Here is a 10,711-nt window from a genome sequence, read left to right on the forward strand (position 1 = left end):
CCCGCCATCTTTTCCCAGTCTTGTTATCGGAGTTGCCCATGAGCGCCGTCACTCGCGCAGCGGTGGAAGCCGTCCTCAGCCAATACACCGACCCTTACCTGAACCAGGACCCGGTCAGCGCCGGTTGCGTGAAGCACATCGAGATTGTCGGTGATCGCGTCAACGTGCAGCTGGAAATCGGTTACGCCGCCGGTCTGTTCAAGAGCGGCTGGGCGCAATTGCTACAACTGGCCATCGAAAACCTTGATGGCGTGGTGATCGCCAAGGTTGAAGTGAACAGCGTGATCGCCGCGCACAAGGCCCAGGCGCAGATTCCAGGGCTGGCCAACGTCAAGAATGTGGTCGCCGTGGCCTCGGGCAAGGGCGGAGTGGGCAAGTCGACCACCGCGGCCAACCTCGCGCTGGCACTGGCCCGTGAAGGCGCCAAGGTCGGCATCCTCGACGCCGATATCTACGGCCCGAGCCAAGGCATCATGTTTGGCATTCCCGAGCGCACTCGCCCAGAGGTCAAGGATCAGAAGTGGTTCGTGCCGCTCAAGGCTCATGGCGTGGAAGTCATGTCGATGGCCTTCCTGACCGACGACAACACGCCGATGGTCTGGCGCGGGCCGATGGTCTCCGGTGCGCTGCTGCAACTGGTCACGCAAACCGCGTGGGGCGATCTGGATTATCTGGTCATCGACATGCCGCCAGGCACCGGCGATATCCAGCTAACCCTGGCGCAGAAAGTCCCGGTGGCGGGCGCCGTGATCGTCACCACGCCACAGGATCTGGCCCTGCTCGACGCGCGCAAAGGCGTGGAAATGTTCCGCAAGGTCAACATTCCGGTGCTGGGCGTGGTGGAAAACATGGCCGTGCACATCTGCTCGAACTGCGGGCATGCCGAGCATCTGTTCGGTGAGGGTGGTGGTGAGAAGCTGGCGACCCAGTACGGCGTTGAGCTGCTGGCTTCGCTGCCGTTGTCGATGTTGATCCGCGAACAGGCCGATGGCGGCAAGCCAACGGTGATCGCCGAGCCCGACAGCCAGATTGCCATGGTCTACCAGGAACTGGCCCGCCACGTCGGCGCGCGGATTGTGTTGCAGGAAGCGGCAACGCCGGCGATGCCGAATATCACTATCAGCGACGATTAATGGCCTGAAACACAATCAACTGTGGGAGCTGGCTTGCCAGCGATAGCGTGGTCACATTCAACATACAGGTTGAATGAACCACCGCAATCGCGAGCAGGCTCACTCCTACAGTTGGTTTTGTGTTGGCAGTCAGATACGCAACCCGCCATCCATCTCCAGAATCCGCCCGGTGTAGTAGTCGTTCTCGAAGATATACGCCGCCGAATGCGCGATCTCTTCAGGCTTGCCCATGCGCTTGAGCGGAATGCCCGAAGTCATCTTCTCCAGCGCTTCCGGTTTCATGCCCAGGGTCATCTCGGTCTCGATGAAGCCCGGCGCGATGCCCGCCACGCGAATCCCGTAACGCGCCAATTCCTTGGCCCAGGTCACCGTTGCTGCTGCAACGCCAGCCTTGGCGGCGGAATAGTTGGTCTGGCCCACGTTACCGGCACGGGAGATCGACGAGATGTTGATGATCGCGCCGCTGGTCTTCAGCTCGACCATTTTCGCTGCCACTTCACGGGTGCAGAGGAACACGCCGGTCAAGTTGACATCGATGACGGCCTGCCACTGTGCCAGGCTCATCTTGGTCATTTCGCCGTCCTTGACCTTCAACAGCAGGCCATCGCGCAGGATCCCGGCGTTGTTGATCAGGCCGTGAATCGCACCGAAATCGGCGGCGACCTGAGCGACCATGTGCTCGACCTGCTCCTCATTGGCGACGTTGCACAGATAGCTGCGCGCCTCGACGCCCTTAGCCTTGCAAGCTGCGACCGCGTCATCGAGTTTTTCCTGGTTCAGGTCGACCAGCGCGAGCTTCGCGCCTTTGCCGGCGAAATACTCGGCCATCGAGCGGCCCAAACCCTGGCAACCGCCAGTGATAATGATTACTTTGTCGTTGAGTTGCATTCGCATGCCCCGAGCAGGTCTGAGTAGTTATTGTTGTGAGCGACTCCCGATCTGCACCGGCCGTAGCTGGTTTGCACATGAGAATTGCCTCAAGGCGTGACTGGGACTTGAACCCCGGCGCCTGTCCGTTTTTTCGACGGATTCTATTTAAGGAGTCATAAATTGAGCGTTGAAGTGGCCAAGAATGCCCGAGAATTGCTTCTCAAGGAATACCGTGGAGTGCTGTCGACCCACTCCAAATCGATGCCCGGTTTTCCCTTTGGCTCCGTGGTGCCGTACTGCCTGGACGAGCAGGGCCGCCCGCTGATCCTGATCAGCCGCATCGCCCAGCACACCCACAACCTGCAAAAAGACCCGAAATGCTCATTGCTTGTCGGCGAGCGCGAGGCTGACGACGTGCAAGCCGTTGGTCGCCTGACCTATCTGGCTGAAGCGCAAAAACTCGAGGACGCCGCTGCGATAGAGTCCGCCGCCGAGCGTTACTACCGCTATTTCCCGGATTCGCAGAATTACCACAAGGCCCACGATTTCGATTTCTGGGTGCTGACCCCGGTGCGCCATCGCTACATCGGCGGTTTCGGCGCGATTCATTGGGTTGATCAACTGACGTTGGCCAATCCGTTTGCCGGCAAAGCCGAAATCAGCATGGTCGAGCACATGAACAGCGACCATGCCAAAGCCATCGCGCACTACGTCGACCTCGCCGGTCTGCCGCAAACCGTGCCGGCGCAACTGGCCGGTATCGACACCGAAGGCATGCACCTGCGCATCGGTCAGGCGCTGTACTGGTTGCCGTTTCCGGCACCTTGTAATACGCCGACACAAGTGCGCGAAGCCTTGGTTTCTCTGGCTCACGCCGAGGTCTGGCCAAAAAATGCGCTGGCCGACGCTTGAATTCACGAAAGGTCGACGTCATCTAAGGCTTACTGCAAGGCATTTCTTGCGTTGAGGAAACTTTGATGCGCCCTTTTCTGTTGCTCTTTCTGCTGTTTCCGGTGCTGGAGCTGTTCGTATTCGTCAAAGTGGCAGGGGCTATCGGGTTTTTCCCGGCCCTGCTGCTGATCATTGTCGGCTCGATGTTCGGCATTTTCGTGCTGCGCGTCGCCGGTCTGGCCACTGCATTGCGTGCCCGTGAAAGCCTGAACCGCGGCGAACTGCCTGCGCAAACCATGCTGGAGGGTTTGATGCTGGCCTTGGCCGGTGGCCTGTTGATCATCCCGGGCTTCATCAGCGACGTGGTCGGTCTGGTGATGTTGCTGCCGATCTCCCGTCGTCTGCTGGCGAACAAAATGCGCCAGCGCGCCGAAGAACAGGCCATGCGCCAACGTGCGTTCGCCGACGACCTGCAACCCCGTGGCGGTCCTGCACCGCGCCAGCCTCTGGGCCGCGAGGGTGATGTGATCGAAGGCGAGTTCGAACACCGCGACACCAAGTAACATCTGCATCGACACGGCACCTTCGGGTGCCGTGTTCGTTTATGGGCTGCTTTTGTGCAGAACATCGGTGAAAAATTTTTCGCCTCGCCCTTGTAATAAGCTTATGCGCCCTTATGTATCGGTCACCGAAAGGTTTCCGACATTCGAGTCGGACAGACTTCCGCGGCTCGCTCGACGAACCGCAACCGGCGCAGGCCGGATTTGTTAAACCCGCCGGGAATACACCGGCCGATGAAAACCACAATTAGGAGAGATCGACAATGAAGCTTCGTCCTCTGCATGACCGCGTCGTAATCCGTCGCAGCGAAGAAGAAAAGAAAACCGCTGGCGGTATCGTCCTGCCAGGTTCGGCTGCTGAAAAAGCCAACCACGGTGTGATTCTCGCTGTAGGCCCGGGCAAAGCTCTGGAAAACGGCGAAGTGCGCGCACTGTCCGTGAAGGAAGGCGACAAGGTTGTGTTCGGTCCTTACTCCGGCAGCAACACTGTGAAAGTCGACGGCGAAGACCTGTTGGTAATGAGCGAGAACGAAATCCTCGCTGTTATCGAAGGCTGATCCCCCCGTTCATTTTCCCGCTACTACAAAGTATTTAAGGAATATCGATCATGGCTGCTAAAGAAGTTAAATTCGGCGATTCCGCCCGCAAGAAAATGCTCGTTGGTGTCAACGTCCTGGCTGACGCAGTAAAAGCGACCCTGGGCCCGAAAGGCCGTAACGTGATCCTCGAGAAGAGCTTCGGCGCTCCGACCATCACCAAGGACGGCGTTTCCGTCGCCAAAGAAATCGAACTCGAAGATCGCTTCGAAAACATGGGCGCGCAGCTGGTCAAAGACGTTGCCTCCCGTGCCAACGATGACGCTGGTGACGGTACTACCACCGCTACCGTTCTGGCTCAGTCGATCGTCAACGAAGGCCTGAAAGCCGTCGCTGCCGGCATGAACCCGATGGACCTCAAGCGTGGCATCGACAAGGCGACCATCGCCATCGTCAAAGAGCTGAAAAACCTCTCCAAGCCATGCGCTGACACCAAGGCTATCGCTCAGGTAGGCACCATCTCGGCCAACTCCGACAACTCCATCGGCGACATCATTGCCGAAGCCATGGAAAAAGTCGGTAAAGAAGGCGTGATCACTGTTGAAGAAGGCACTGGCCTGGAAAACGAACTGTCGGTTGTAGAAGGCATGCAGTTCGACCGTGGCTACCTGTCCCCGTACTTCGTCAACAAGCCGGAAACCATGGTTGCCGAACTGGACAACCCACTGGTCCTGCTGGTCGACAAGAAGATCTCGAACATCCGCGAAATGCTGCCAGTACTGGAAGCCGTTGCCAAAGCCGGCCGTCCACTGCTGATTGTTTCCGAAGACGTTGAAGGCGAAGCCCTGGCGACTCTGGTTGTGAACAACATGCGTGGCATCGTCAAAGTCGCAGCCGTCAAGGCGCCAGGCTTCGGCGACCGTCGCAAGGCCATGCTGCAGGACATCGCTGTTCTGACCGGCGGTACCGTTATCTCCGAAGAGATCGGCCTGAGCCTGGAAGCAGCCACCCTGGAAAACCTGGGCAGCGCCAAGCGCGTGACCATCTCCAAGGAAAACACCATCATCGTTGACGGTGCTGGCGTTGCTGGTGACATCGAATCGCGTATCGCTCAGATCCGCGCCCAGGTTGCCGAAACTTCCTCGGACTACGACCGTGAAAAACTGCAAGAGCGTCTGGCCAAACTGTCCGGCGGCGTAGCAGTGATCAAGGTTGGCGCTGGTTCCGAAGTTGAAATGAAAGAGAAGAAAGCCCGCGTTGAAGACGCCCTGCACGCTACCCGTGCAGCCGTTGAAGAAGGCGTGGTACCTGGCGGTGGCGTTGCACTGATCCGTGCACTGGAAGCCATCCTTGACCTGAAAGGCGACAACGCCGATCAGGACGTAGGTATCGCTGTTCTGCGCCGCGCAATCGAAGCTCCACTGCGTCAGATCGCTGCCAACAGCGGCGACGAGCCAAGCGTTGTGGTCAACGAAGTCAAGAACGGCAAAGGTAACTTCGGTTACAACGCTGCGACTGGCGAGTACGGCGACATGATCGAAATGGGCATCCTGGACCCAACCAAGGTGACCCGTTCGGCTCTGCAAGCAGCCTCGTCGATCGGCGGTCTGATCCTGACCACCGAAGCAGCTGTAGCTGACGCGCCGAAGAAAGACGGCGCTGCTGGCGGCGGTATGCCAGACATGGGCGGCATGGGTGGCATGGGCGGCATGATGTAAGCCAGCCTTACCCCCGTAACGCAAAACCCCGCTGACGCGAGTTAGCGGGGTTTTTTATTGTTTTAGATTTGGTGTTGGCTCGACATCGAGGCGCGGCTATCGCTGGCAAGCCAGCTCCCACAGTGTCCAAGGTGAAACAAATATTGTGTGAACACCTTGAATCCCTGTGGGAGCTGGCTTGCCAGCGAAGGCGTCAGATCAGGCGCTGACGGGTTGTGCTCTGACGGCAGCCTCAGCCTTCACCGCCGGGCGATACAGCAACCAGTAATACGAGCCCAGGCAAATCAGCCAACAGAAAATCGCCGTCCACACGTTGTGCGAAAAGAAGTGCGCGCCCTGCATCATCCGGCTGATCGAGAACACCGAGCCCAACGCGAAGGCAAAGATAAACGCCTGCTTGGCCAGACGCGGTCGGCGATCACGCAGCACAAAAAACAGCGCGAACAAGGTAAACCCGGTGGCCGCATGCCCACCCGGCCAGCAACGACCAGGTTTGTCAGTCTGCGGACGATGCTCCATCAGTTTGCTGTAAGTCTCATGGCCGCCAAACTGCTCAAGGCTCCACGGGCACTGCACGGCCGTCACGGCTTTCACTGGCGTGACGAAAGAGGTGGCCAACCCCAGCGACAACACCAGACAACCCAGCTCCCGCTTGAACGGTTTCAGCCGCTCAACGAAGAACGCACCGATGAAACCGAAGATCGCGAACACCGAAAAGGCGATCACCACCTCTTTGGCGCGGTCGTGCAGGATGTCTTCGAGAAAGTAACTGTGGCGCCCGATAAAGTCGCCCGCCACCGGGTCGTAAAACAGTCGGGCCAGATCCATGTCCAGATCGGTGAGTTCGAGCAGCACCAGAATGATCGCCGCAACGGCAGGTACTCCCAGGCACCACCAGAAATTCAGCGGCCTGGAAACGGGACGGGCAGAAGTCGACACCATGGTAATTCCTTGGTCGGTAAGTGTGTTCTGAGGAGCGCAACCGCGGGGAGTCTGCGCGTGCCGGCGTCGTGGATTTGTAAATCGAAAGTGAAAAAAACGTTGCCCGGCACAATGAACGTTCTTCTCCGCAAACAACCCAACACATGCCTAGCGGTGAGCCACACTTGGCCTTAAGCTGCGCGGGCCAAGACGGCCGTTACCGTGTACGGAAGAGGTGCCCATGCGAATCCTAGTGGTCGAAGACAACCGCGACATCCTGGCCAATCTGGCCGATTATCTGGGCCTTAAGGGCTATACCGTCGATTGTGCCCAGGACGGTCTGTCGGGACTGCATCTGGCGGCCACCGAGCATTACGACCTGATTGTGCTCGACATCATGCTGCCGGGCATCGACGGCTATACCTTGTGCAAACGCCTGCGCGAAGATGCCCGCCGCGACACGCCGGTGATCATGCTCACCGCACGCGATCAACTCGATGACCGTTTACAGGGCTTCAAGTCCGGGGCCGACGATTACCTGATCAAACCCTTCGCCTTGTCCGAGCTGGCCGCGCGCGTCGAAGCAGTGATGCGCCGTGCACAGGGCGGCGGCCGTCGGGCGTTGCAGGTCGGCGACCTGAGTTACGACCTCGACACACTGGAAGTGACCCGCGAAGGCAAACTGCTGAAACTCAATCCGGTCGGCCTCAAGTTGCTGGCGGTGTTGATGCAGAAAAGCCCGCACGTCTTGCGCCGTGAAGTTCTGGAAGAAGCGCTGTGGGGCGATGATTGCCCGGACAGCGACAGCCTGCGCAGCCATGTGCACCAGTTGCGCCAAGTGATCGACAAACCTTTTGCCAAACCACTGCTGCATACCGTGCACGGCGTGGGTTACCGCCTGGCCGATGCGTAATGGAGTTTAGACAGAGTCTTTCCCAGCGGATCATAATTGCCTTCGCGCTGATGAGTGCGCTGGTGGCTGGCGCCTTCGCCATGGGCATCGTCGCGACCGTGCATCTGGTCGAAGAAAAGCTGATTTCGGCGGGGCTGGGCGGTGACCTGCAACGTCTGCTGCTGATGGATAATGTCTCGGACTGGAGCCATCGGCCGGAGCCCGATCAGCTGTTCTATTTCAGTGGTGGGCCGGGCGATTTCGAACTGCCGAAGGATCTGCGTCACCTCGATTCGGGTTTTCATGAAGTCTTCCGCGAGCAACTCTCGTATCACGCGATGGTCGAGGTCGTCGACGGTCGGCGCTATGTGTTGCTGCAGGATCAAAGCGATTTTGAAGAGCGTGAGCGCGTGCTGTTTGCCGTGGTGCTGGTCGGTTTCGTACTCAGCCTGGCGCTGGCGGTTTTTCTCGGTTGGGTGCTGGCGCGCAAAGTGATGGCCCCGGTTGTACGACTGGCACGGCAGGTGCGTCATCGCGACCAGTTGCTCGGGCTGGCGCCGCCGCTGGCCCCGGATTATGCGGCGGACGAAGTCGGTGAACTGGCGGTGGCGTTCGATGCCACGCTGGGTCGTTTGCGTCAGGCGCTGACCCGCGAGCGTTTGTTTACCAGTGATGTCAGCCATGAATTGCGTACACCGCTGATGGTGCTGGCCAGCTCGTGTGAGCTGTTGCTGGAGAACCCGGCGATCGATCAGCGCGGTCGCTCTCAAGTCGAGCGGATTGCTCGCGCCAGTGAGGAAATGCGCGAACTGGTGCAGACCTTCCTGATGCTCGCCCGCGCTCAGCGCGAAGACGCCGGTTTGGCTCCGCAGCAAAATATCATCCAGGTGGCGGACAGCCTGCTGTGTGTCTGGCGCGAACCGATCGAAAGCAAGGGGCTGAACCTGCAGTTCGAGCCGGGCAACCCGTCGCCGACCTGTTACAACGCAACGTTGTTGACGGCGGTGATGGGCAATCTGCTGCGCAATGCCTGCCACTACACCGAGCAGGGGTTCATTCGCCTGACACTGACGGCGCGAGGCTTTGTGGTCGAGGATTCGGGTGTGGGTATTCCCGAAGAGAAGCGCGAGGCCATGTTCCAGCCGTTCGTGCGCGGCAAGGAAAATCGCGGCGAGGGGCTGGGGCTCGGCCTGTCGCTGGTGCAGCGCATCTGCGAAAACGAGGGCTGGACCGTCAGTTTGAGTACGATGGAGCCCAATGGCTGCCGGTTTGAGGTAGATCTTGGCAACATTGACACCCAGTAGTGGCACCCAGCCACTCCCGCCAACCTGTCTAAATCCTGTATAACCTTGAAATAGTTTGAGAGTTTACCCAACATTTTTTTCACAAATGGATGACCTGACGCTGACACACCCCCGCCTAAGGTGGGGACATCAGTAATTCTGGAGTCCTGGTGATGGCCGGCCCGATCAAACTCGATTTTTCCGAAAAGTACGACGACAAACACGCAGAGAAATACCTGCACAAGCATCAGGCCAATTTGGGTCGCCGTTTGTCCCATTGGCGTGACGAACAGTTGGCCCGCAAGGCCTTGACGCTTGCCGGCGAACCGGGACTGGTATTGGATTTGCCGTGTGGTGCCGGGCGTTTCTGGCCCTTGCTGGCGGAAAAGCCCAACCGGGTGATCATTGGCGCGGACAACTCCGAATCGATGATCAAGACAGCGATGCAGGCGCAACCGGCAGATGTGATTAAAAGGGTACAACCCTTGCACACGTCTGCGTTCGACATTGCCTTGCCTGATAACGCCGTCGACAGCATTTTCTGCATGCGGTTGCTCCACCACATTGGTGACGCCGAGCATCGAATGGCGATTCTGCGTGAATTCGAGCGTGTCACCCGGGACAGCGTGATCATTTCGCTGTGGGTGGATGGCAATTTCAAAGCCTGGAAACGCAAAAAGGCCGAGGCCAAGCGTGGTCAGGAAGGTTACCAGAATCGATTTGTGTTACCCGCCGTTACGGTGGAAAAGGAATTTGAAGCAGCAGGGTTCCGCATTCAGGAACAACTGGATTTCATCCCGCTCTATGCCATGTGGCGGGTTTACGTATTACGCAAGAGGTAGTGGGATGGCAGTGCAATTTGCAGCAGAAACGGGCGTCGCTCCGCAGGATCGCTTTGACTATTACTGGAACCAGCAGGGTGAATGGGTAGAAGAACCCAACGTCCGCCGTGGTGGCGAAAGTGGTGTGCAACGAGTCATGGGGCGTGACGGCCAACTGCTGTATGCGAAACGCCAGACCGGCCATATCTATCGCAGCTGGCTGCATCCGTTTGGCCGTCCGACCGTATTGCGTGAGCTGGATGCCCTGACTGGGGTCAGCAAGCTCGGCGTGCGGGTGCCGGAAATCGTTTTCTGCGGCGCTCAGCCTGATCCGCAGTACAAATGGCGTGCGCTGCTGGTGACCAAGTCGCTGGACGGCTTCGACGAACTGGAAAAATGGGAAGCGGCAGGCGGGCGCGCGCAATACGGTGAAGCCGTTTACGAGCGTGTGCTCAAAGACCTCGCCGAAAATCTCGCGCGCATGCACAGGGGCCGTTGGCAGCACAGCTGCATCTATATTAAACACGTATTCGTGCGGGTCACCGGCGAAGGCGATTCGGCGAAAGTCGAAGTGGCGTTGATCGATCTGGAGAAATGCCGCCAGCGCCTGACCGCTTATCGCGCAGCCTCCCACGACATGAAGCAACTGCGCCGCCATTCGTCGTTCAGCGACACAGACTGGAAAAAACTCGTCTACTTTTATGAGACGGCGTTTGGCAGCGCTATCAAGGGTTTATAGCGATGAAACTAGAAATTGCACGAGGTTTGTTTCTGGTTGGAGCCTTGGCAGTTGCATCATTGGCGGTGGCAGCGTGGGAGCAGCCCCGCATGCAGGTCGTTGGCGCGTCCGTAGACGACGCCCACTGCGCAGTCCCTCGGGTGGCAAAAGCCTCCGAGGCGACCAAACCCGATCATGATTTGTTGTTGTTCATGTTCGGACTCTCTCAAGGGATGAGGCCGCAGAGTTGAACCGATTGAAGCCAAAATAAAAGGCCTCGCAGATGCGAGGCCTTTTTTATGCCCGCAAGATCAAAAGATCGCAGCCTTCGGCAGCTCCTACATGGATCGGTGTAGGAGCTGCCGAAG

12 protein-coding genes are annotated in these 10,711 nt (G+C 58.5%); 10 read left to right on the top strand and 2 right to left on the bottom strand.

What is annotated here, in order from left to right; all coding sequences use genetic code 11:
- Positions 1-38 precede the first annotated feature (38 nt).
- The gene (gene apbC, locus EJA71_RS25485) at positions 39-1,133 is read left to right on the top strand and encodes an iron-sulfur cluster carrier protein ApbC (protein WP_095123282.1); all 1,095 of its coding nucleotides are present in this window, start codon (positions 39-41) and stop codon (positions 1,131-1,133) included.
- Between the two features lie 129 nt (positions 1,134-1,262).
- Here apbC and EJA71_RS25490 read toward each other — a convergent pair whose 3' ends face one another.
- Positions 1,263-2,021 (bottom strand): SDR family oxidoreductase, encoded by a 759-nt coding sequence (locus EJA71_RS25490; RefSeq protein ID WP_064391936.1) that lies wholly within the window; start codon positions 2,019-2,021, stop codon positions 1,263-1,265.
- Between the two features lie 162 nt (positions 2,022-2,183).
- Between EJA71_RS25490 and EJA71_RS25495 the strand changes: the two genes are divergently transcribed.
- The 4 genes from EJA71_RS25495 to groL all read left to right on the top strand — a co-directional run bounded on the left by EJA71_RS25495 (position 2,184) and on the right by groL (position 5,708).
- Positions 2,184-2,915 (top strand): HugZ family protein, encoded by a 732-nt coding sequence (locus EJA71_RS25495; protein WP_158960538.1) that lies wholly within the window; start codon positions 2,184-2,186, stop codon positions 2,913-2,915.
- A 65-nt stretch (positions 2,916-2,980) separates the two neighbouring features.
- On the top strand, positions 2,981-3,457 hold the full coding sequence (locus EJA71_RS25500) for an FxsA family protein (RefSeq protein WP_158960541.1): 477 nt from the start codon (positions 2,981-2,983) through the stop codon (positions 3,455-3,457).
- A 260-nt stretch (positions 3,458-3,717) separates the two neighbouring features.
- Entirely contained in the window at positions 3,718-4,011 is a 294-nt protein-coding gene (locus EJA71_RS25505) for a co-chaperone GroES (protein WP_007916610.1), read from the top strand.
- A 50-nt stretch (positions 4,012-4,061) separates the two neighbouring features.
- Complete coding sequence (gene groL, locus EJA71_RS25510; protein WP_158960544.1) at positions 4,062-5,708, top strand: chaperonin GroEL; 1,647 nt, start codon at positions 4,062-4,064, stop codon at positions 5,706-5,708.
- 198 nt (positions 5,709-5,906) lie between these two features.
- Here the strand turns inward: groL and EJA71_RS25515 are convergent, their stop codons facing one another.
- The gene (locus EJA71_RS25515; RefSeq protein WP_158960547.1) at positions 5,907-6,650 is read right to left on the bottom strand and encodes a phosphatase PAP2 family protein; all 744 of its coding nucleotides are present in this window, start codon (positions 6,648-6,650) and stop codon (positions 5,907-5,909) included.
- 220 nt (positions 6,651-6,870) lie between these two features.
- On the opposite strand from EJA71_RS25515, the gene colR reads away from it, so the two are divergent.
- The 5 genes from colR (at position 6,871) to EJA71_RS25540 (ending at position 10,594) form a co-directional block, all read left to right on the top strand.
- The gene (colR, locus tag EJA71_RS25520; RefSeq protein WP_158960550.1) at positions 6,871-7,542 is read left to right on the top strand and encodes a two-component system response regulator ColR; all 672 of its coding nucleotides are present in this window, start codon (positions 6,871-6,873) and stop codon (positions 7,540-7,542) included.
- Positions 7,542-8,825, top strand: coding sequence for a HAMP domain-containing sensor histidine kinase (locus tag EJA71_RS25525; protein WP_158960553.1), 1,284 nt, complete (start codon positions 7,542-7,544; stop codon positions 8,823-8,825). The genes colR and EJA71_RS25525 overlap by 1 nt, the downstream gene beginning before the upstream one ends.
- A 152-nt stretch (positions 8,826-8,977) precedes the next feature.
- Positions 8,978-9,646 carry a class I SAM-dependent methyltransferase gene (locus EJA71_RS25530; RefSeq protein WP_158960556.1) on the top strand — a complete coding sequence of 223 codons (669 nt, stop codon included), beginning with the start codon at positions 8,978-8,980 and terminating at the stop codon, positions 9,644-9,646.
- Positions 9,647-9,650: 4 nt separating this feature from the next.
- On the top strand, positions 9,651-10,364 hold the full coding sequence (locus tag EJA71_RS25535; protein WP_158960559.1) for a lipopolysaccharide kinase InaA family protein: 714 nt from the start codon (positions 9,651-9,653) through the stop codon (positions 10,362-10,364).
- A gap of 2 nt (positions 10,365-10,366) precedes the next feature.
- Positions 10,367-10,594: a hypothetical protein gene (locus EJA71_RS25540; protein WP_158960562.1), complete on the top strand. Its 228-nt coding sequence runs from the start codon at positions 10,367-10,369 to the stop codon at positions 10,592-10,594.
- The last annotated feature ends 117 nt before the right edge of the window (positions 10,595-10,711 follow it).

This window comes from Pseudomonas sp. PB106 (assembly GCF_009764645.1).
GTDB lineage: Bacteria > Pseudomonadota > Gammaproteobacteria > Pseudomonadales > Pseudomonadaceae > Aquipseudomonas.

Bases quoted from the DNA above. Each gene is read 5' to 3' on its own strand.
- apbC (WP_095123282.1), top strand. From the start codon at position 39: ATGAGCGCCGTCACTCGCGCAGCGGTGGAAGCCGTCCTCAGCCAATAC.
- EJA71_RS25490 (WP_064391936.1), bottom strand. From the start codon at position 2,021: ATGCAACTCAACGACAAAGTAATCATTATCACTGGCGGTTGCCAGGGT.
- EJA71_RS25500 (WP_158960541.1), top strand. From the start codon at position 2,981: ATGCGCCCTTTTCTGTTGCTCTTTCTGCTGTTTCCGGTGCTGGAGCTG.
- EJA71_RS25505 (WP_007916610.1), top strand. From the start codon at position 3,718: ATGAAGCTTCGTCCTCTGCATGACCGCGTCGTAATCCGTCGCAGCGAA.
- groL (WP_158960544.1), top strand. From the start codon at position 4,062: ATGGCTGCTAAAGAAGTTAAATTCGGCGATTCCGCCCGCAAGAAAATG.
- EJA71_RS25515 (WP_158960547.1), bottom strand. From the start codon at position 6,650: ATGGTGTCGACTTCTGCCCGTCCCGTTTCCAGGCCGCTGAATTTCTGG.
- colR (WP_158960550.1), top strand. From the start codon at position 6,871: ATGCGAATCCTAGTGGTCGAAGACAACCGCGACATCCTGGCCAATCTG.
- EJA71_RS25525 (WP_158960553.1), top strand. From the start codon at position 7,542: ATGGAGTTTAGACAGAGTCTTTCCCAGCGGATCATAATTGCCTTCGCG.
- EJA71_RS25530 (WP_158960556.1), top strand. From the start codon at position 8,978: ATGGCCGGCCCGATCAAACTCGATTTTTCCGAAAAGTACGACGACAAA.
- EJA71_RS25535 (WP_158960559.1), top strand. From the start codon at position 9,651: ATGGCAGTGCAATTTGCAGCAGAAACGGGCGTCGCTCCGCAGGATCGC.
- EJA71_RS25540 (WP_158960562.1), top strand. From the start codon at position 10,367: ATGAAACTAGAAATTGCACGAGGTTTGTTTCTGGTTGGAGCCTTGGCA.